Origin of the sequence: Leifsonia sp. Root1293 (assembly GCF_001425325.1) — a bacterium.
GTDB lineage: Bacteria > Actinomycetota > Actinomycetes > Actinomycetales > Microbacteriaceae > Orlajensenia.
The window spans coordinates 181,841-201,193 of record NZ_LMEH01000001.1 but is presented as its reverse complement, the minus strand read 5'-3'; the positions used below and the strand labels follow the sequence as shown (position 1 = coordinate 201,193).

At 68.3% G+C, this 19,353-nt stretch carries 17 protein-coding genes; 7 read left to right on the top strand and 10 right to left on the bottom strand.

Annotated features, from left to right (window positions below; translation table 11 throughout):
- Nucleotides 1-73 precede the first annotated feature (73 nt).
- A complete protein-coding gene (locus tag ASC59_RS00875) occupies nt 74-922 on the bottom strand; it encodes an ADP-dependent NAD(P)H-hydrate dehydratase (RefSeq protein ID WP_055817521.1) in 849 nt (282 codons plus the stop codon).
- Between the two features lie 23 nt (nt 923-945).
- On the opposite strand from ASC59_RS00875, the gene ASC59_RS00870 reads away from it, so the two are divergent.
- Entirely contained in the window at nt 946-1,590 is a 645-nt protein-coding gene (locus tag ASC59_RS00870; protein WP_055817519.1) for an HAD family hydrolase, read from the top strand.
- A 59-nt stretch (nt 1,591-1,649) separates the two neighbouring features.
- On the top strand, nt 1,650-2,747 hold the full coding sequence (locus tag ASC59_RS00865; RefSeq protein ID WP_055817517.1) for an NADH:flavin oxidoreductase/NADH oxidase: 1,098 nt from the start codon (nt 1,650-1,652) through the stop codon (nt 2,745-2,747).
- On the opposite strand, the gene ASC59_RS00860 is transcribed toward ASC59_RS00865, so the two are convergent.
- The 4 genes from ASC59_RS00860 to ASC59_RS00845 all read right to left on the bottom strand — a co-directional run bounded on the left by ASC59_RS00860 (nt 2,748) and on the right by ASC59_RS00845 (nt 7,287).
- Nucleotides 2,748-3,125, bottom strand: a complete 378-nt coding sequence (locus tag ASC59_RS00860; RefSeq protein ID WP_055817514.1) for a VOC family protein — start codon at nt 3,123-3,125, stop codon at nt 2,748-2,750.
- A 48-nt stretch (nt 3,126-3,173) separates the two neighbouring features.
- Nucleotides 3,174-4,223: a hemolysin family protein gene (locus ASC59_RS00855; protein WP_055817512.1), complete on the bottom strand. Its 1,050-nt coding sequence runs from the start codon at nt 4,221-4,223 to the stop codon at nt 3,174-3,176.
- Entirely contained in the window at nt 4,220-5,608 is a 1,389-nt protein-coding gene (locus tag ASC59_RS00850) for a hemolysin family protein (protein ID WP_082513565.1), read from the bottom strand. The genes ASC59_RS00855 and ASC59_RS00850 overlap by 4 nt, the downstream gene beginning before the upstream one ends.
- A 239-nt stretch (nt 5,609-5,847) precedes the next feature.
- Nucleotides 5,848-7,287, bottom strand: coding sequence for a GuaB1 family IMP dehydrogenase-related protein (locus tag ASC59_RS00845; RefSeq protein WP_055817510.1), 1,440 nt, complete (start codon nt 7,285-7,287; stop codon nt 5,848-5,850).
- Nucleotides 7,288-7,461: 174 nt separating this feature from the next.
- Here ASC59_RS00845 and ASC59_RS00840 point away from each other — a divergent pair, with 174 nt between their 5' ends.
- Nucleotides 7,462-11,298 (top strand): multifunctional oxoglutarate decarboxylase/oxoglutarate dehydrogenase thiamine pyrophosphate-binding subunit/dihydrolipoyllysine-residue succinyltransferase subunit, encoded by a 3,837-nt coding sequence (locus ASC59_RS00840; RefSeq protein ID WP_082513313.1) that lies wholly within the window; start codon nt 7,462-7,464, stop codon nt 11,296-11,298.
- Nucleotides 11,299-11,394: 96 nt separating this feature from the next.
- Here ASC59_RS00840 and ASC59_RS00835 read toward each other — a convergent pair whose 3' ends face one another.
- The 4 genes from ASC59_RS00835 to ASC59_RS00820 form a co-directional block, all read right to left on the bottom strand.
- Nucleotides 11,395-12,039, bottom strand: coding sequence for a Pr6Pr family membrane protein (locus ASC59_RS00835; RefSeq protein WP_055817507.1), 645 nt, complete (start codon nt 12,037-12,039; stop codon nt 11,395-11,397).
- A 10-nt stretch (nt 12,040-12,049) separates the two neighbouring features.
- On the bottom strand, nt 12,050-14,185 hold the full coding sequence (locus ASC59_RS00830; protein ID WP_082513564.1) for an MMPL family transporter: 2,136 nt from the start codon (nt 14,183-14,185) through the stop codon (nt 12,050-12,052).
- A gap of 159 nt (nt 14,186-14,344) precedes the next feature.
- The gene (locus ASC59_RS00825) at nt 14,345-14,587 is read right to left on the bottom strand and encodes a zf-HC2 domain-containing protein (protein ID WP_055817503.1); all 243 of its coding nucleotides are present in this window, start codon (nt 14,585-14,587) and stop codon (nt 14,345-14,347) included.
- Complete coding sequence (locus ASC59_RS00820) at nt 14,584-15,198, bottom strand: sigma-70 family RNA polymerase sigma factor (RefSeq protein ID WP_157487889.1); 615 nt, start codon at nt 15,196-15,198, stop codon at nt 14,584-14,586. Before ASC59_RS00820 ends, ASC59_RS00825 begins: the two co-directional genes overlap by 4 nt.
- A gap of 141 nt (nt 15,199-15,339) precedes the next feature.
- Between ASC59_RS00820 and aroA the strand changes: the two genes are divergently transcribed.
- From aroA to ASC59_RS00800, 4 genes are all read left to right on the top strand, one after another.
- Nucleotides 15,340-16,761: a 3-phosphoshikimate 1-carboxyvinyltransferase gene (gene aroA / locus ASC59_RS00815; RefSeq protein ID WP_055817501.1), complete on the top strand. Its 1,422-nt coding sequence runs from the start codon at nt 15,340-15,342 to the stop codon at nt 16,759-16,761.
- Nucleotides 16,758-17,810: a ribosome small subunit-dependent GTPase A gene (rsgA, locus tag ASC59_RS00810; protein WP_055817499.1), complete on the top strand. Its 1,053-nt coding sequence runs from the start codon at nt 16,758-16,760 to the stop codon at nt 17,808-17,810. The genes aroA and rsgA overlap by 4 nt, the downstream gene beginning before the upstream one ends.
- 30 nt (nt 17,811-17,840) lie before the next feature.
- Complete coding sequence (bcp, locus tag ASC59_RS00805; protein ID WP_055817497.1) at nt 17,841-18,317, top strand: thioredoxin-dependent thiol peroxidase; 477 nt, start codon at nt 17,841-17,843, stop codon at nt 18,315-18,317.
- Nucleotides 18,318-18,450: 133 nt separating this feature from the next.
- Nucleotides 18,451-18,876 carry a hypothetical protein gene (locus ASC59_RS00800; protein WP_055817495.1) on the top strand — a complete coding sequence of 142 codons (426 nt, stop codon included), beginning with the start codon at nt 18,451-18,453 and terminating at the stop codon, nt 18,874-18,876.
- A gap of 31 nt (nt 18,877-18,907) precedes the next feature.
- Here ASC59_RS00800 and ASC59_RS00795 read toward each other — a convergent pair whose 3' ends face one another.
- Nucleotides 18,908-19,291, bottom strand: coding sequence for a hypothetical protein (locus ASC59_RS00795; RefSeq protein WP_235492537.1), 384 nt, complete (start codon nt 19,289-19,291; stop codon nt 18,908-18,910).
- Nucleotides 19,292-19,353: the final 62 nt, after the last annotated feature.

Sequence of the window (19,353 nt, the reverse complement as noted above, 5' to 3'; positions counted from 1 at the left end):
GTAGTGAGCAGCACCCACGTGCACCTAGGTGCATCCGCGGGGGGACCCGTGAGCAGCCGTGGAAAAGGCGAGATCAGCCGCGCAGAAGCCGCGCGATGGCGGCCGGGACGTGCTCGGCGACGTCGAGAGCTGTGATCGGGCCGCCGCCCGAGGCCAGCTCGGCCGAGCGCGAGTGCAGGAACGACGCCGTCGCGGCGAGGGCCGGCAGAGCTCGCGCCGGGTCCTCGGCTATGCGTTCGGTGTTCGTGGCGAGCAGGGCGCCGAGGATGCCCGCCAGCACGTCACCCGTTCCCGCCGTCGCGAGCCAGCCCGGCGCATCCGTCACGGCATAGGTCGGCGACCCCGGCGCAGCGACGTGGGTGGTCGATCCCTTGAGCAGAACGGTGACGCCGAACTCGTCGGCCGCCCTGGCCGCCCACGTCGAGGCATCGGCACGGATGTGCTCGAGCGTTCCCTCGGTGTTCCGGGGCGAGAGCATCGCGGCGAGTTCGCCGGCGTGCGGGGTGATGACGGTGGGTCCTGTCGCGTCGGGCGTCAGGTCGAGGGCACCGGCGTCGATCACCGTCGGCAGGCCCTGCACCAGCGCCTGATGCATTTCCCCACCGAGCACGAAGGTGCGTCGGCCGGCGGTCATCCCCGAGCCGATGAGCCAGGCCTGAACGCGTCCTGCCTGTGTCACGATCTCCGGGCGCCGGGCCAGCACCACCGCGCCAACGGCCTTCGGACCCGTGTAGCGCACCATGCCGACCCCGGTGCGCGCGGCCGCCTCCACGCCGAGCACGGCGGCACCGGGGTAGTCGTGCGATCCCGTGATCACGCCGAGCACTCCGCGGGAGTACTTGTCGTCGTCCGCTGTCGGAACCGCGACCCACTCGCGGGCGTCGTCAGCCGTCCAGATGAGGTGTTCTGCGGAACCGGTCATGCTCTCACGATAGGTTGCACAGGATGAATGGAACAGCCTCGAACCCCATCCACCTGCCCGGCCGCGTCGTCGTCTTCGACTACGGCGAGGTGATCTCCTTCTCCCCCACGCCCGAGAACCGCCGTGACCTGCTCGCCGTGGCCGGAATCGATGAGGAGCGGGCCGAAGCGTTCTGGACGGCATACAACGCCGGGCGCCACGCCCTCGACCAGGGAACGCTGTCCATCGCCGACTACTGGGCCGGCATCGCGGCAGCCACCGGGGCCTCGTGGTCCCGTGCCGAGCTGCACTCCATCTGGGCGATCGACTTCGTCGGGTGGCTGAGCGTCAACCCCGGAACCGCGGCGGTGCTCGAAGACCTCGCGGCCGGCGGAACCAGGCTGGCGCTGCTCTCCAACGCCGGGCGCGACTTCTCCAGCTACTTCCGCAACGGATCCTTCGGCCCCCTCTTCGAGCAGGTCGTCGTGAGCGGCGAGATCCTGCTCGTGAAGCCGGATGCCGCCATCTACCGTCACACCCTCGACGTGCTCGGAATCTCCCCGGCCGAGATGGTGTTCATCGACAACAAGGCCGAGAACATCGCCGGCGCCGAGGTTCTCGGCATCACCGGCCACGTGTTCACCTCGGCCGGTGAGCTGCGCAGCTTCCTGGAGGAGCTGGCGGCCTGACCCCATCCGTTCCCCTGCTCGATCCCGTCCGACAGCTCGCCACGACCTCCGGAGTTCCCTTGTCAGCACTGTTCCAGCCCATCACCGTGCGCTCGCTCACGATCCGCAACCGTCTCTGGGTGCCTCCGCTCTGCCAGTACTCGGTCACGAAGAAGGACGGAGTGCCCCACGACTGGCACTTGGCGCATCTCGGGGCCATGGCCATGGGCGGAGCCGGCCTGGTCATCGCCGAGGCGTCGGCCGTGGTTCCCGACGGCCGCATCTCCGACGAGGACACCGGCATATGGAACGGCCAGCAGGCAGCCGCCTGGGCGCGCATCGTGGCGTTCATCCACACCCAGGGCGCTGCGGCGGGCATCCAGCTCGCCCACGCCGGGCGCAAGGCGTCGGTCTGGCCCGAATGGGGTCACGACCAGCACGGCAGCATGGCTCCGGCCGATGGAGGCTGGCAGACGGTGTCGGCCTCCGACGTCGCCTTCGGTGAGTACGCGGCACCCGAGGGCCTGGATCGCCCCGAGATCGCCGTCATCGTGCACGCCTTCGCCGAGGCCGCCGCTCGCTCGAAGCGGGCGGGCTTCGACCTCGTCGAGATCCACGCGGCGCACGGGTACCTCGTGCACCAGTTCCTCTCGCCGCTCAGCAACCTGCGCACCGACGAGTACGGGGGGTCGCTCGAGAACCGCGCCCGCCTGCTCCTCGAGATCGTCGCAGCGGTTCGGGACGCCGTCGGCGAGGAGTACCCGGTGCTCGTTCGCTTCTCGGCCAGCGACTATGCCGACGGCGGCTGGGACGAGGAGCAGACCGCCGTGGTGGCCGGCTGGGCGCACGAGGCCGGAGCCGACCTGTTCGACATCTCGAGTGGCGGCAACATCGCGAAGGTGCGCATCCCGTTGAGTCCCGGATACCAGGTGCCGTTCGCCGAATACGTCAAGACGACGGCCGGAGTACCCGTCGCGGCCGTCGGCCTGATCACGACCGCCGAACAGGCCGAGTCGATCGTGGCTTCCGGGCAGGCGGATGCCGTGCTGCTGGGCCGGGCCTTCATGCGCGACCCGCACTTCGCCCTGCGCGCCGCCGAGGAGCTGGGTGTCGAGCTGGACTACTGGCCGCCGCAGTACCTGCGCGCGAAGCCCGCCGTGAGCGGCGGCACCTGGTAGTCAGCCGGTCCGCTGACCGAGCGCGATGATGTTGCCCTCGCTGTCCGTGAACCAGGCCGCCTTCTCGCCGTCGAGGTCGGCGATTCCGTCCACGGTCGTGAGGCCGGGCAGGTCGTAGTCCGAGAAGGCGACGCCGGCCGCGCGCAGCTCCGCGACGGCGGACTCGAGATCGTCCACCTCCACCATCAAGGCCGTGTTCTGGGCCGTTCCGGCGTACGTCGTCTCGTACACGTAGACGGAGGTGCCGCCGACGGTGTACATGAGTCCGCCGGCGTCTTGGCCGTCAGGCTTCCAGCCGAGCTTGTCGTCGTAGTACTGCCGCGCGCGATCGAGGTCTGTTGCGGGGAGGACGGCGGCAGCGGATTTCGCATTCAACATGAGCATTCCTTCTGTTGAGCCCCGCGTCGATTGTACGCCCGTCACCACTCAGCGGCTCCTCCGAGTGGCGTCCTGGACCTCTCCGACGAGCTCCTCGATGATGTCCTCGAGGAACAGCACCCCCGTCGTGCGGCCGTCGGCGTCGAAGGCCTGGGCCAGGTGGGCGCCGGTGCGGCGCATCGAGGCCAGGGCGTCCTCCAGGTCGGTCCCCTCGTACATCGACGCCAGCTGGCGGATGCGCTTCGGCGGAACCGGGCGCTCGGGCTGGTCGTCGCTCGTGATGTCGAGGTCGATGACGTCCTTGAGGTGCAGGTAGCCCGCCGGCGTCCCATCCTCGTCGATCACCAGGTAGCGGGAGAAGCCGTGCTTGGCGACGGCGCGCTCGAGCTCGGTCGGCGTGAGGGTCTCGGGAAGGCTCACGACCTCCTCCAGCGGAACCGCGACGTCGCGCACCTTCTTCGTCGTGAACTCGAAAGCCGCGTTCAGTGCACCGCTCGAGTCCTTCAGCACTCCCTCGCGCTTGGACTGGCTCACGATGGTGGCCACCTCCTCGAGGGTGAACGTGCTGTTCGCCTCCGACTTGGGCTCGACACCGATCAGGCGCAGCGATCCGTTCGCGATCGCGTTGAGCGCGCCGATCACGTGACGGAAGATCCGGGCGATGAACACCAGCGGCGTGGCGAGGAGCAGCACCGCCTTGTCGGGGGCGGTGAACGAGAGGTTCTTCGGAACCATCTCGCCGAGCACGACGTGCAGGTACGTCACGATGACGAGCGCCACGATGAAGGCGACAGTTCCGATGACCTCCTCCGACCAGCCGGTGAGGCCCAGCGGGCCCTCCAGAAGGTGGTGGATGGCGGGCTCCGAGACGTTGAGGATCACCAGCGAGCACACGGTGATGCCGAGCTGGCAGGCCGCCAGCATGAGCGTCGCGTGCTCCATGGCCCAGAGTGCCGTCTTGGCGCGCCGGCTGCCCTTCTCCGCCAGGGGCTCGATCTGAGAGCGGCGCGCGGAGATGACGGCGAACTCGGACCCGACGAAGAAGGCGTTGACGACCAGCAGGATGGCCAGCCAGAGGATTCCGGCCCAGTCGCTCATGAGCGCGCCCCCTTCCTGTCGGCGGCTCGCGCCGGGACATCGACCACCGCGGGCTTGGCGGGTTTCGCCGGCTTCACACCGTCGACATCCGCAACCGGGATCACTTCCGACTCATCCGGGGTGAACCGCAACCTGTCGATGCGGCGCCCGTCGAGACGATCGACCGTCAGCTCGCCGTTCTCGATGAGCACGGTGTCGCCGACGACCGGAAGGCGACCCAGCTCACTCATCACGTAGCCGGCGACGGTCTCGTACGTGCCGTCCTCGGGAACGATGAGGTCGGTGCTCTCGCGCAGCTCGTCGGGGCGAAGCATGCCCGGGAAGCTGATGGCGCGGCCACGGCGCACGATGCCGGCGCGTGACCTGTCGTGCTCATCGGCGACCTCGCCGATGAGTTCCTCCACCAGGTCCTCGAGGGTCGCGACGCCGGCGGTTCCGCCGTACTCGTCGACGACGACGGCCATCTGGTAGCCGCGGCCGCGGAGCTCTGCGAGCAGCACGTCGAGGCGCATGGTCTCGGGAACGCGCAGCGCCTCGGATTGGAGCGCCGACACGGGTACGTCGGCCCGGCGGGCGCGGGGCACGGCCATGGCCTGCTTGACGTGCACGAAGCCGACGACGTCGTCGACGTCCTCGTCGATCACCGGGAACCGCGAGTGACCCGTCTGGGATGCCAGCTCGAGCACGGCATGCGCCGATTCCGAGCGTTGGATGCTGACCAGGCGCGGTCGGGGCGTCATGACATCGGATGCGGTGTGGTCGGCGAACATCAGGGTGCGGTTGAGCAGGCTGGCCGTGTCGCGCTCCAGCACGCCGGCGCTCGCCGAGCGGCGCACCAGGCTCGAGAGCTCCTCGGCCGTGCGCGCGCCGGACAGCTCCTCCTTCGGCTCGACTCCAACCATGCGGAGGATGCCGTTGGCGCTGCCGTTCAGAACGATGATCGCCGGCTTGAACACCCAGGTGAACATCGTCTGGAACGGGATGACGAACTTCGCCGTCTTCAGGGGCAGCGCGAGGGCGAGGTTCTTGGGGATGAGCTCGCCGAGGATCATCGACAGCAGCGTGGCCAGGGTCACGGCCACGATGGTCGACGCGACCGTGGCGACGGCATCCGGAATCCCCCACGATTCGAGCGTGGGAGCCAGCAGCGAGCTGATCGCGGGCTCGAACATGTAGCCAGTGAGCAGCGTCGTGATGGTGATGCCGAGCTGGGCGCTCGAGAGGTGCGTCGACGTCTGCGCCAGGGCCGAGATGGTCATCTGGAGCCGGGTCTCGCCGCGCTCGCGGCGGGCTTCGAGATCGGCCCGATCGAGGTTGACCAGCGCGAACTCGCTGGCAACGAAGAAGCCCGTGCCGACGGTCAGGATGAGGCCGATGCCGAGCATGATCCACTCAGACACGGGCAGCACCTCCGCAGTTCACGGGCGAGGGTCTATGGCCGGGGGTGCTACTGGGCGGGTCATCCATTGTCAGCCGAGTATATCGGGCTTGTGTGGAAGGTCGCCCAGGCGGAGGCCCGCTGCCGACGGCGCCGTCGATTCTCGCCGGCGCGCCTGAAAGAACGACAGCGTCGCGGAGGAATGACCGCGCGGCATCCGCTCGCCCCCGCCCAAGCGCCCGCCCGCTACCAGCTGACCGGCAGCGCCTTGCCCTCCTCGTAGCCCGCGGCCGACTGGATGCCGACGAGGGCGCGCTCGGAGAACTCGGCGAGCGAACTGGCTCCGGCGTAGGTGAACGAGCTGCGCAGCCCCGAGGTGATCATGTCGAGAAGGTCTTCGAGGGAGGGCCGCAGCGGGTCGAGGTAGATCTTGCTCGAGGAGATGCCCTCGGCGAAGAGCTCCTTGCGGGCGAGGTCGAAGGCGTCGAGGCGACCGAACCGTTCGCGCACGGCCTTGGTCGACGCCATCCCCCAGCTCTCCTTGTACAGGCGTCCGCCGCCGTCCACGGCGAGCTGACCCGGCGCCTCGATGGTGCCGGCGAACCACGATCCGATCATCACGGATGACGCTCCGGCGGCGAGCGCCAGCGCCACGTCGCGCGGGTAGCGCACCCCTCCGTCGGCCCACACGTGCGCGCCGTGCGAGCGAGCGGCCTCAGCCGTCTCGAGAACGGCCGAGAACTGGGGACGACCGACGGCGGTCATCATGCGCGTGGTGCACATCGCGCCCGGACCGACTCCCACCTTGAGGATGTCGGCACCCGCGTCGACGAGGTCCTTCACAGCGTCGGCCGTGACGATGTTGCCCGCGACGATGGGCAGGCCGAGGCCGAGAGCCTTCACCGTGCGGATGGCCTCGAGCATGCCGGCCTGGTGACCGTGCGCCGTGTCGATGACGAGCACATCGACGCCTGCCGCCGCGAAGGCCTTCGCCTTGGTGGCGATGTCGCCGTTGATGCCGAGCGCGACGGCGACCTGCAGACGTCCGTCGGCGTCGAGGGTCGGCGAGTAGATGGTGCCGCGCAGGGCGCTCTTGCGGCTGAGCGTGCCGACGACTGCGCCGTGCCTGAGCACGGGCACGAACTCGACGTCGGCGGCCAGCATGAGGTCGAATGCGGCACGGGCACCACCGACGTCCTCGGCGTCGATGGCCGTGATGCGGCCGTGGAGCAGGTCGCCGAGGCGGGCATCCGGCAGCGCAGTCTCGAGACGGGCGGCGGGGATGGCTCCGAGGTAGGCGCCGCTCTGGTCGTTGAGGACGACCCCGTGGCCCTGGACTGCCGGCACCCTGAGGAGCGCGTCGGCCACGGTGTCATCCGGGCTGAGGACGAGAGGGGTGTCGAACTCCACCGGCTGGTCCTTGACCCAGCGGATGGCCGCGTCCAGTTCCTGCAGGTTCATGTCCTGGGGAAGAACGCCGAGTCCGCCGCGTCGGGCGAGGGTGGCGGCCAGGCGGGGGCCCGTCACGGAGTTCATGTTCGCCGACACCACCGGGATGGTCGCAGCGGTGCCGTCATCGGGTGCCAGGGAGACGTCGAACCGGCTCTTCAGCTCCGAACGACTGGGCACGAGGAAGACGTCAGAGTAGGTGAGGTCGTGGGTCGGCGCGGTCCGATAGAACTCCATGCCTCCCACGGTAGACCTCGACACTGTCTCCTGCAGCCTCGAAGCCCGAGATGCCTCTTTCGGGGGAACCGAGCCGCCGACAAAGGGGATTAGGCTTGTCACGGTGCGTACTCGTCGTCTGGAACGGCGGGTGACAAGTTGCAGAGAATCAACGGAGAGAGTGGGCGATCGGCTGTGTCGAGCCAATTGACCGGGGCAAGTTCAGACGAGACGGCATCGGCCGAGTTCGGAGCCAATGAGTGGCTCGTCGACGAGATGTACGAGCAGTACGTCGTCGACAAGAACTCCGTCGATCCGGCGTGGTGGCCGGTTCTCGAGACCTACCACCACCAGATGCAGGCCAAGGCGGATGCCGCCGACGGGGCGTCAGCAGAAGCTCCAGCCGCCGCGACCGGTGAGCAGGCTCCCCCGACGGGAGAAGCCGCGGAGCCCGTGCCCGCAGCATCCGCCGCCCCGGCAGCTCAGGACGCCCAGGCAGCGCCGGCAGCCCAGGCAGCGCCGGAAGCGCCCGCAGGCCAGGACGCTGCAGTCTCCGAGCCCCGTCCGCTGACGGCCCCCATCCCGATCATCGGTTCGCAGCCGGCCGCTCGCACCACCTCCGTTGCGCCGAAGCCCGTTCCGGTTCCGGCCGACGTGCCCATCACGAGCCCTCAGTCCGTCATCAAGGACGGCGTCGTCGAGGCCCCGGAAGACGTGGTCTCCCCCCTCCGCGGCATGGCCAAGAGCCTGGCCACCAACATGGACGCCAGCCTCACCGTCCCGACGGCGACCAGTGTGCGCACCATTCCAGCCAAGCTGATGATCGACAACCGCATCGTCATCAACAACCACCTGAAGCGCTCGCGCGGTGGCAAGATCTCCTTCACCCACCTCATCGGCTGGGCGCTGATCCAGGCGCTCAAGGACTTCCCGAGCCAGAACGTCTACTACGCCGATGTCGACGGCAAGCCGTCGATCGTGAAGCCCGCACACGTCGGCCTCGGCATCGCGATCGACATCCCGAAGCCCGACGGCTCACGCGCCCTCCTGGTTCCGGCCATCAAGCGCGCAGACACCATGACCTTCGGCGAGTACCTCTCGGCCTACGAGGACCTCGTGTCCCGGGCGCGTGCGAACAAGCTCACCGCCGACGACTTCTCGGGCGCATCGATCTCGCTGACCAACCCCGGCGGAATCGGAACCGTGCACTCGGTCCCCCGCCTCATGCGCGGCCAGGGCTGCATCATCGGCGCCGGCGCCCTCGAGTACCCTGCCGAGTTCCAGGGCTCGAGCGAGAAGACGCTCGCTGGCCTCGCCATCGGCAAGACCATCACCCTGACCAGCACCTACGACCACCGCGTCATCCAGGGCGCTGGGTCCGGTGAGTTCCTGAAGATCGTGCACGAACTGCTGACCGGCAAGCGCACCTTCTACAGCGACATCTTCGCGGCGCTGCGCATCCCGTACGCGCCCATCGAGTGGGCGCCCGACATCAGCGTCGACATCGCCAGCGCGATCGACAAGACCGCTCGCGTGCAGGAGCTCATCAACGCCTTCCGCGTGCGCGGCCACCTCATGGCCGACATCGACCCGCTCGAGTACGTGCAGCGTTCGCACCCCGACCTCGACATCTCCAGCCACGGCCTCACCTTCTGGGACCTCGACCGCGAGTTCGTCACCGGCGGCTTCGGAGACAAGCGCTCCGCCCTGCTGCGCGACATCCTCGGCGTGCTCCGGGATTCGTACTGCCGCACCACGGGTATCGAGTACATGCACATCCAGGACCCGGCGCAGCGCGCGTGGGTGCAGGCTCAGGTGGAGCGCAAGTACGAGAAGCCGACGCACGACGAGCAGATGCGCATCCTGGGCAAGCTCAACGAGGCCGAGGCATTCGAGACCTTCCTGCAGACCAAGTACGTCGGGCAGAAGCGCTTCAGCCTCGAGGGCGGCGAGTCCACGATCGCTCTCCTCGACCAGATCCTGCAGGGCGCGGCCGAGGACGGCCTCGACCAGGTCGCCATCGGCATGGCCCACCGCGGCCGCCTGAACGTGCTCACCAACATCGCCGGCAAGACCTACGGGCAGATCTTCCAGGAGTTCGAGGGCCACATGGCCGGCTCCGGATCGGGTGACGTCAAGTACCACCTCGGCACCGAGGGCACCTTCACCGGCGCCAACGGCGAGGAGATCGGCGTCTACCTCGCCGCGAACCCGTCGCACCTCGAGGCGGTGGACGGGGTGCTCGAGGGCATCGTGCGCGCCAAGCAGGACCGCAAGCCCGTCGGCACCTTCTCGACGCTGCCCATCCTCATCCACGGCGATGCGGCCATGGCCGGTCAGGGCGTCGTCGTCGAGACGATGCAGATGTCGCAGCTCCGCGCCTACCGCACGGGCGGAACCATCCACCTCGTCGTCAACAACCAGGTCGGCTTCACCACGCCGCCGACCGAGGGCCGCACGTCGATCTACTCGACGGATGTCGGCAAGACCATCCAGGCGCCGATCTTCCACGTCAACGGCGACGACCCTGAGGCCGTCGTGCGGGTGGCCCAGCTCGCCTACGCCTACCGCCAGGAATTCCACCGCGACGTGGTCATCGACCTGATCTCCTACCGTCGCCGCGGCCACAACGAGGGTGACGACCCCTCGATGACGCAGCCGCTGATGTACAATCTGATCGAGGCCAAGCGCAGCGTCCGCAAGCTGTACACCGAGGCCCTCGTCGGTCGCGGTGACATCACCGAGGAGGAGTACGAGCAGGCTCACGCGGACTTCCAGGACCGCCTCGAGCGCGCCTTCCAGGAGACGCACGCCGCCCAGACCACCCCGCTGACCGCCATCAGCGAGGACGACCAGAGCGACGCATCCGGCGAGCCCGAGACCACGGGCGTGTCCGAGCAGGTCGTCCACCTCATCGGCGACGCCTTCAACAACAAGCCATCGGGCTTCACGGTGCACAACAAGCTCCAGCAGCTCCTGCAGAAGCGCCTCGACATGAGCCGCAACGGCGGGGTCGACTGGGCCTTCGGAGAGCTGCTGGCGCTGGGCTCCCTGCTCACCGAGGGAACTCCCGTCCGCTTCGCCGGGCAGGACGCGCGCCGCGGGACCTTCGTGCAGCGCCACGCCGTGCTGCACGACCGCACGAACGGCCAGGAGTGGCTGCCACTGGCCAACCTGTCGGAGAACCAGGCCAGGTTCTGGATCTACGACACGCTGCTCAGCGAGTACGCGGCCATGGGCTTCGAGTACGGCTACTCCGTCGAGCGGGCGGATGCCCTGGTGCTGTGGGAGGCGCAGTTCGGCGACTTCGCCAACGGCGCCCAGACCATCATCGACGAGTTCATCTCCTCCGCCGAGCAGAAGTGGGGCCAGCGCTCGAGCGTGGTGCTCCTCCTCCCGCACGGCTACGAGGGACAGGGACCCGACCATTCGTCGGCGCGCATCGAGCGCTTCCTGCAGCTCTGCGCCGAGAACAACATGACGGTGGCGCGCCCCTCGACTCCGGCGTCGTACTTCCACCTGCTGCGTCGACAGGCCTACATGCGCCCGCGTCGTCCGCTCGTGGTGTTCACGCCGAAGGCGATGCTGCGCCTGCGCGGTGCGACCAGCGAGATCGCCGACTTCACCAGTGGCCGGTTCGAGCCTGTGATCGACGACGTCCGCATCGACGACAAGGCGGCAGTCAAGCGCGTTCTCTTCATGGCGGGCAAGGTCTATTACGACCTGCGCTCCGAGCTCGAGAAGAACCCGAACCCCGAGATCGCGCTCGTGCGCCTGGAGCAGTACTACCCGCTGCCTGCCACGGAGATCAAGGACGTCGCCGCGCAGTACCCGAACGCCGAGCTGTACTGGATCCAGGACGAGCCCGAGAACCAGGGTGCCTGGCCGTACTTCATCCTCGAGACCAGCAAGCTGGGTCCCCGGCCTGTCGGCGTCATCTCGCGTCCCGCATCCGCGGCTCCTGCTGCCGGGTCGGCGAAGCGTCACGCCGTCGAGCAGGCCGAGCTCATCAAGCAGGCGCTCACGCTGTAGCCGGGCACGCTGCGCCCGGTATGAGAAGAGGCCGGTCCCGTTCGGGGCCGGCCTCTTCTCGTGCTTCTCGCTTCTGTCTCTGCCTCGTTCCGAGGATCAGGCGACGGATGCCTCCCGCCGCACCCGCCGCGCACCGAGGGCGTTGCCCAGCCAGCGGATGAGCACGGCCAGGACCAGGAACCCCACCAGCATGCCGACGCAGTAGGCGGCCACTCCCCCGTACCCGTCCTGCAGCACGGGGCTGAAGAATGGGTACGGGTAGAAGCCCATCGCAGCACCACGGATCAGCGAGTAGGCGACGTAGGCCGCCGGGAAGATCATCCAGGCGAACACGACCCGCCAGGGCAGTGGGCGCCGCGGCGGCCACACGACCCAGTCGACGAGAGCGGCGATCGGCACGATGAAGTGCACGACAGCGTTCACCCACGGGAAGAGGCCGCCGAGTTCGACGTCGCGCAGCAGGGTGTTGAACACGAGGCCGACGAAGACGATGTAGACGACGGACGCTCCCCTCACGGCGACATCCGCTGTGCTGGCCGGGACTCCCCGAGCCAACCTGAGGGCACTCACGATGAGCACCACGCTCACGATGATGTTCGACAGGTTGGTGAAGTAGCTGAAGAAGTTCAGGATGCTGTGACCCTGGGGAATCGTCACCGCGAAGAACTGCACCCCCACGGCCGTCAGCGACAGCGCGGCGACCAGGAGGCGGAAGACGATGGCGACGACGCGGGAGCTCATGGGAGCGAATCTATCGCCGCGCGACTGTGTCCGGCTGCTCGGCGCGCGAGAGCTTCGACGGCCACCACACCGCCCGACCGATGTCGTAGGACAGTGCCGGCACCAGCAGCGACCGCACGAGGAAGGTGTCGAGCAGCACGCCGAACGCCACGATGAACGACAACTGCACCAGGAACAGGATGGGCACGACGCCGAGTGCGGCGAAGGTGGCGGCCAGCACCAGTCCGGCCGAGGTGATCACGCCGCCGGTCACGACGAGGCCGCGCAGGACACCCTCGCGAGCGCCGTGCAGCATCGACTCCTCGCGCACCCGTGTCATGAGGAAGATGTTGTAGTCGACGCCCAGGGCCACCAGGAAGACGAAGCCGAACAGAGGAACCGTCGGATCGGCCCCGGCGAAGCCGAACACGGTGTTGAACACCACCGCAGAGACACCGAGGGCCGCACCGAACGAGAGCACGACCGTGCCGATGAGGAGCAGCGGAGCGACGATGGAGCGAAGCAGCAGCATCAGGATCAGCAGGATGACGCCGAGCACGAGCGGGATGATGAGGTTGCGGTCGTTGATGGCCGCGTTCTTGGTGTCGAGCGCCACAGCGGTGGCGCCGCCGACGAGCACGGGATCCGCGTCGGTGCCGACGTCGGCGAGCTGGTCGCGCAGGTCGGCGACGACGGCCTCGGCATCGTCCGAGTCGCTGGCGTAGTCGAGCGTGGCGTTCAGCTGCACGTTCCCGTCGACGACGGTGGGTTCTCCCGCGGGGGTGCCCGGAGGGCCCAGGGGCTGGATGCCGTCCGCTGTCACGGGGAGCGACCCGCTCGGCGAGTCCTCCGAGATCACCGTCACGTCGGAGACTCCGTCGGTACCGAGGGCGATGTCGGCGACCTCCTGGAGCGAGTCCTCGGGTGCGATGATCACGGCCGGGGTTCCCGATCCACCCGGGAAGTGCTCGCCGAGGACGGCCTGTCCGTCGCGAGCCTGCGACTCACCGAGCACGAACTCACTGGTGGGAACGCCGTCGGCCTTCAACTGGGTCACGCCGAGCGAGAGCACGATCAGGATGAGGGTCGAGACGATCCAGATCAGACGCGGGCGCCGGGCGACGAGGCGTGCGACCCACGGCCAGACGCCCTTCTTCGCGATCTCGTCATCGGCCGCCGTGTGGGCGGCCACCTTCGGGCGAACCGGCCAGAAGGCGACGCGGCCGGCCCAGAGGAGCAACGCCGGCAGGAGGGTCAACGATCCGAGCACGGCGAACACGATTCCGATGGCGGCGACGGGCCCGAGGATCTTGTTGGAGTTCAACTCGCTGAAGAGCAGCATGAGCAGACCGGCGATCACGGTGCCGCCCGACGCCAGGATCGGCTCCCATGCGCCCTTGAGCGCTGCGATGGTGGCATCCCACTTGCGCTCGTGCATGTGCAGCGCCTCGCGGTAGCGCGAGATGTAGAGCAGCGAGTAGTCGGTGGCCGCGCCGATCACGAGGATGAACAGGATGCCCTGCGTCTGGCCGTTCAGCAGCAGGATGTCGGCCTTGGCCAGCGAGACGACAGCGAGCACCGCCGCGCAGAGCGAGGAGAGGCTGGTGCCGAGCACGATCACCGGAAGCAGCGGCGAGCGGTACACGATGATCAGGATGATGAAGACGGCCAGCAGGGCGACGCCGAGCAGGATCCCGTCGATGCCGGAGAAGGCTCCTGCCAGGTCGGTGGTGAATCCGGCCGGTCCGGTGACGGATGCCGTGAGCCCGTCGACGGCGGTGTCGGCGATGCGGTCGCGCATCTCTCCGACGACGTCCTTGGTCTCGGCGCTCGCATCGATCTGCACGAAGAGTTCGGCAGCCTCGCCGTCCTCGGAGACCACGGCCGGTGAGACGCCGTCGGCGATGACGCCGTCGATGTCCTGGAAGGCCGCCGCGTCGGCGTCGATCGCCGAGTCGTCGGCATCCGTCAACCCGCCGTCGCGCTGGTAGACGACGATCGCCGGGATGACGTCGGCGTCGCGGAAGCCCTCCTGGAGCTCCTGCACCTGCGTGGCCTCGGAGTCGGCCGGGAGGAACTGGGACTGGTCGTTCTCCACGACGGTGCTGAGTGAGCCGAACGATGCGCCACCGGCCCCGAACAGGCCGAACCAGATCAGGATCAGCACGGCGGGGAGGGTCGCCCTCAACCACACCGGAACTCGGGAGGGCGACGCTGACGCGGTTTTCTTCGAAGGACTCACGAGGCAATGCTAACCGAGTTAGCTTCTCTGTGACGAAACGAGTTTTCCCTCAGTGGTCGGTGTCCGACGGCGGGACGGAGAGGACTAGTGCGTCGACTGCAGCGAGCGCAGGCTCTCGAGCACCTGCGCACGCAGTTCCTCGGGAGCCGTCTCCTTGCACGCGCGCTGGACGGCCTCGGTCAGCACCCGGCCCACGTGGTGCTCGGACGTGCAGTCCGGGCAGTTCGCCAGGTGGTCCCTGATGTCCTGCGCGTCAGCGCTGCACAACTCGTTGTGCAGGTACTCCTCGAGTTCGGCCTTGGCCTTGTCGCATCCACAGTCGGTCATCTGCTGCTCCTGGTCTGGGCGGGGGGCGTCGTGCCGATGCCCTGCTCCGCCGCGTATTCGGCAAGCGACTCGCGAAGCATTCGCCTGCCACGGTGCAGGCGGCTCATCACTGTGCCGATCGGGGTTTTCATGATGTCGGCGATCTCCTGGTACGCGAAGCCCTCGACGTCTGCGAGGTACACCGCCAGCCTGAAGTCCTCGGGAATGGCCTGGAGGGCATCCTTCACCGCACTGTCCGGAAGATGGTCGATCGCCTCGGCCTCGGCCGACCGGCTCGACATGGCCGTCGTCGAGACGGCACCGCCCAGCTGCCAGTCCTCGAGCTCGTCGATCGTGCCCTGGTAGGGCTCACGCTGCTTCTTGCGGTAGGTGTTGATGAAGGTGTTGGTCAGGATCCTGTAGAGCCATGCCTTCAGATTGGTGCCCTGTTCGAACTGCTTGAAGGCTGCGAACGCCTTCACGAAGGTCTCCTGGACAAGATCCGCGGCGTCGGCCGGGTTCTTGGTCATGCGCATGGCCGCTGCGTACAGCTGGTCCATGAACGGCAGGGCCTGCTGCTCGAACAGTGTTCCGAGGGCGGGCTCGGATTCCTCGACTGGTTCCGGATTCATCACCGGCCATCCTAGATGCTGACGCTCGGTGAGGGTCGACGGGGAGACCGATACGGCCACTGCCGAATCGCGCTCGAGCACGCCTGTCACACTCACTGATGCCTCCATCCGTCTTTTCTTCACCGACTATCGTGATAACCGATGCTCATCTCGCGATATTCCGCACCGGACTTCAATCCCTACGGCGATGAAAGCCCAGACGACCCCGACGTGCTCTGGGCCGCCCCCGTGGCGACCGCCGGCGTGCACTCCGTGGTCGCCCTTCCCGGGTCGAAGTCGCTGACCAACCGCGAACTCGTCCTGTCGGCACTGGCGGAGTCCCCCTCCCGCCTGCGAGCGCCCCTGCACTCCCGCGACACGGCCCTGATGATCGAGGCCCTCCGCTCCCTCGGCGTCGGCGTCGAGGAGACGCCCGGTGGCGGCGACTTCGGCCCCGACCTCGTCATCACGCCGGCTGACGAGCTCACCGGCTCCACCACCATCGACTGCGGGCTCGCAGGAACCGTCATGCGTTTCCTCCCGCCCGTCGCCGGCCTGGCCCTCGGCCCGACGACCTTCGACGGTGACGAGGGTGCACGTCGTCGGCCGATGGCCACCACCATCTCGTCTCTCCGCGAGCTCGGCGTCGACATCAACGACGACTCCCGCGCCGCGCTTCCGTTCACCGTGCACGGCAGCGGCCATGTCGCCGGCGGCGCGATCACGATCGATGCGACGCTCACCAGTCAGTTCGTCTCGGGCCTGCTCCTGGCGGCCGCCCGATTCGACGACGGCCTCGATCTGCGTCATGACGGCGAACGCCTTCCCAGCCAGCCGCACATCGAGATGACGATCGCCACGCTCGCGCAGCGCGGCGTCGTCGTGCAGCAACCGGAGCTCGGCCACTGGATCGTCGCGCCGGGTGCCGTGGCGGGGGCCGATGTCGCCATCGAGCCCGACCTCTCCAATGCGGCGCCCTTCCTCGCCGCTGCCCTCGTGACGGGCGGCAGCATCACCATCCCGGGCTGGCCCGCTGAGACGACGCAGGTCGGCAACGACCTGCTCGACCTGCTCCCCCTGTTCGGAGCGACGGTCGAGCGCACCGGTGACAGCGTCACCGTCACCGGAGGAGACGGCATCCGCGGAGTCACCCTCGACCTGTCGACCGGCGGCGAGCTGGTTCCGAACCTGGTCGCCCTGGCAGCCCTCGCCGACGGGCCGAGCGAGTTCACGGGCATCGGCCACATCCGTCACCACGAGACCGACAGACTCGCCGCCCTCGCCGCCGAGATCAACGGCTTGGGGGGACGGGTGACCGAGCTGGAGGACGGGCTGCGCATCGAGCCGGCACCACTTCACGGCGGCGTCTGGAAGAGCTACGCCGACCACCGCATAGCGACGACGGGAGCCATCATCGGCCTCGCCGTGCCCGGCGTGGAGATCCACGACATCGCGACGACGGCGAAGACGCTCCCCCAGTTCCCCCAGCTCTGGCACGCCATGCTCGGCACGGATGCAGCGGCAATGGCCACTTCGGACACCAGCGTCGACCTCCCCGAACCCGGGACGGATCCCCTGGCATGAGTTGGTGGGAGACCGACGACGACGAGGACGAGCCGGAGTTCGACGAGGCCGACATCCGCGTGCGCCCGAATCCGAAGGCCAACCGACCGCGCACGAAGACCAGGCCCGCCTACGCGCAGGCCATCACAGCCCGGGTGCTCGGAGTCGACCGCGGGCGCTACACCGTACTCGTCGACGAGAACCTCGAGACCGAGCACGTGGTCACGGCCGCCCGTGCGCGGGAGCTCCGCAAGCAACCCGTCGTCAACGGTGATCGCGTGGACATCGTCGGGGACTCGACCGGTGACGAGGGCACCCTCGCCCGCATCGTGCGCATCCAGCCGCGCACGACGCTGCTGCGGCGCAGCGCCGACGACACCGATGCCATCGAGCGCGTCGTCGTCGCCAACGCCGATCAGATGCTCATCGTGGTCGCGGCCGCCAATCCCGAGCCGCGAGTGCGCCTCGTCGACCGCTACCTCGTCGCCGCGTACGACGCCGGCATCCGCCCGATGCTCGTCGTCACGAAGACCGACCTCGCCGACCCGACCGAGTTCCTCGCGAACTTCGCCGGCCTCGGCCTCACGGTCTTCACGAGCCGCAGCGACGACATCCCGCTCGACCTCATCACGGCAGACCTCATCGGCCACGAGACCGTGTTCGTCGGCCACTCCGGCGTCGGAAAGTCCACTCTCGTCAACGCCCTGGTCCCCGACGCGAACCGGGCGACAGGCGTCGTCAACACCGTCACAGGTCGCGGTCGGCACACCTCGTCGTCGACGGTGTCGCTGCGCATCGATGTGCCGGCCGGCCGCGGCTGGGCCATCGACACCCCCGGAGTGCGCTCGTTCGGACTCGGCCATGTCGACACGGCGAACATCCTCAAGTCGTTCACCGACCTCGATGCCATCGCGCAGCGCTGTCCGCGTGGCTGCACGCACCTCCCCGATGCTCCGGACTGCGCCATCAACGAGGCGGTGGCCGCAGGAGAGCTGGGCGAACAGGGCGTCGCTCGCCTCGACTCCCTCCAGCGGCTGCTGACGACGTTCTCCGAGCGACCGACGTTCTAGCCCGTCGCTCCGGTGCGCGAGGATGGAGGAATGACCGAACCGTTCCGCCTGCAGACCGGCGACACAGCCCCCGCCTTCACCCTCCTCGACCAGGACGGCTCGCCCGTCTCGCTCGCCGACTACGCGGGACGTCGGGTCATCGTGTACTTCTACCCCGAGGCGATGACTCCCGGATGCACCACGCAGGCGTGCGACTTCCGCGACAATCTCGCATCGCTGGCCGGAGCCGGGTATCAGGTGCTCGGCATCTCCAAGGACGCCGTCGAGAAGCTGAAGCGGTTCCAGGAGGAGGACTCGATCCCCTTCCCCCTCCTCTCCGACGAGGACCTCGCCGTGCACCGCGCCTACGGCACGTGGGGCGAGAAGAACTCCTACGGTCGCATCGTGACGGGGACGCTGCGCTCGACCTTCGTGATCGACGAGGCCGGCGTCATCAGCCACGCCCTCTACAACGTCAAGGCGACCGGGCACATCTCGATGCTGCGCCGCAAGCTCGGCATCGACTGATCTCGGCGGGGCGCGACGAATTTCCCGATGTGGAGACCGATCTTCTCGCTACGCTGGGGACCAGCCGGGCGCAGTGAGGCGCCGGCCTCGACCGGAACGCTCGATCGCCTGCGTGACATGGGAGACACCTGAGATGAAACGACACGCCATCGCCACCGCCGGCGCCGCACTCCTGCTCGTCCTCCTGACGGGGTGTACGCCCAGCGGGAGCCCGGTGGAGAACTTCTCGGGCGTCCCCGACGACATCACCACGTCCGAGAAGATCCCGGAGGACACTGACGGCGCTCCCCAGGCCTTCTACCTGAACGACGGTGGAGAACTCGCCGTGATCCTGTGGGGCAGCTCCACCTGTCCGTACGTCGGCACCGAGATCTCGGTGCTGAAGACGGCGGACGAGGGGAACGAGGTGGAGGTCAGCGTGGCTCCTCTGCCCGACCAGCCGTGCACCATGGACTTAGTCCCGCACACCACTGTGTTCTGGACGCCGCTGAAGACCACGACGACGAAGCCGCTGACCGTGCGCGTCCTCGATGCCGTCATCGAGGTGCCGGTCAAGTAGCCCATCCGTTCCCGGGCACGCCGCGCTGTGATCAGTAGGCGGGGCGCTCGGACTCGTGCGTGAACGCCACCCGGACCCCGGGGACGAGCAGCAGCACGATCACGGCCAGCGACGGCAGCAGCAGGGCCCAGCCGATATCCGGTCGCGCGTAGAGGCCCTGGAAGCATCCGACGGCCACGGCGATCTGGAGCACCTGCCAGGTGACGGCAGCGCCGCGGATCCACGGCCTGCTGCGGAGAGCACCGATGGCGATCGCCGTGACGAAGACCGCGGCGATGACGACGATGACGAAGATGGCCACGGCGCTCGTGAACGATGCCGGCTCCGCCGTCAGCAGTTCCACGAGGAACCACACGGCGACACCGATGACGAGAGCCGCCTCAGCGAACAGCAGCACCCGCAGAACCGCGATCAACGCGCCATTCCGAACCGGGATCTGGGGGGAATCCTCAGCTTCTGGCCCCCGAACAGGACGGG

What these genes read in the sequence shown, in the direction of transcription:
- ASC59_RS00860 (WP_055817514.1), bottom strand. Translation starts at nt 3,125, where the DNA reads ATGTTGAATGCGAAATCCGCTGCCGCCGTCCTCCCCGCAACAGACCTC.
- aroA (WP_055817501.1), top strand. Translation starts at nt 15,340, where the DNA reads ATGCTCATCTCGCGATATTCCGCACCGGACTTCAATCCCTACGGCGAT.
- bcp (WP_055817497.1), top strand. Translation starts at nt 17,841, where the DNA reads ATGACCGAACCGTTCCGCCTGCAGACCGGCGACACAGCCCCCGCCTTC.
- ASC59_RS00850 (WP_082513565.1), bottom strand. Translation starts at nt 5,608, where the DNA reads ATGCTCGGCATCGGCCTCATCCTGACCGTCGGCACGGGCTTCTTCGTT.
- ASC59_RS00820 (WP_157487889.1), bottom strand. Translation starts at nt 15,198, where the DNA reads ATGAATCCGGAACCAGTCGAGGAATCCGAGCCCGCCCTCGGAACACTG.
- ASC59_RS00855 (WP_055817512.1), bottom strand. Translation starts at nt 4,223, where the DNA reads ATGAGCGACTGGGCCGGAATCCTCTGGCTGGCCATCCTGCTGGTCGTC.
- ASC59_RS00870 (WP_055817519.1), top strand. Translation starts at nt 946, where the DNA reads ATGAATGGAACAGCCTCGAACCCCATCCACCTGCCCGGCCGCGTCGTC.
- ASC59_RS00835 (WP_055817507.1), bottom strand. Translation starts at nt 12,039, where the DNA reads ATGAGCTCCCGCGTCGTCGCCATCGTCTTCCGCCTCCTGGTCGCCGCG.
- ASC59_RS00800 (WP_055817495.1), top strand. Translation starts at nt 18,451, where the DNA reads ATGAAACGACACGCCATCGCCACCGCCGGCGCCGCACTCCTGCTCGTC.
- ASC59_RS00825 (WP_055817503.1), bottom strand. Translation starts at nt 14,587, where the DNA reads ATGACCGACTGTGGATGCGACAAGGCCAAGGCCGAACTCGAGGAGTAC.
- ASC59_RS00845 (WP_055817510.1), bottom strand. Translation starts at nt 7,287, where the DNA reads ATGGAGTTCTATCGGACCGCGCCGACCCACGACCTCACCTACTCTGAC.
- rsgA (WP_055817499.1), top strand. Translation starts at nt 16,758, where the DNA reads ATGAGTTGGTGGGAGACCGACGACGACGAGGACGAGCCGGAGTTCGAC.
- ASC59_RS00875 (WP_055817521.1), bottom strand. Translation starts at nt 922, where the DNA reads ATGACCGGTTCCGCAGAACACCTCATCTGGACGGCTGACGACGCCCGC.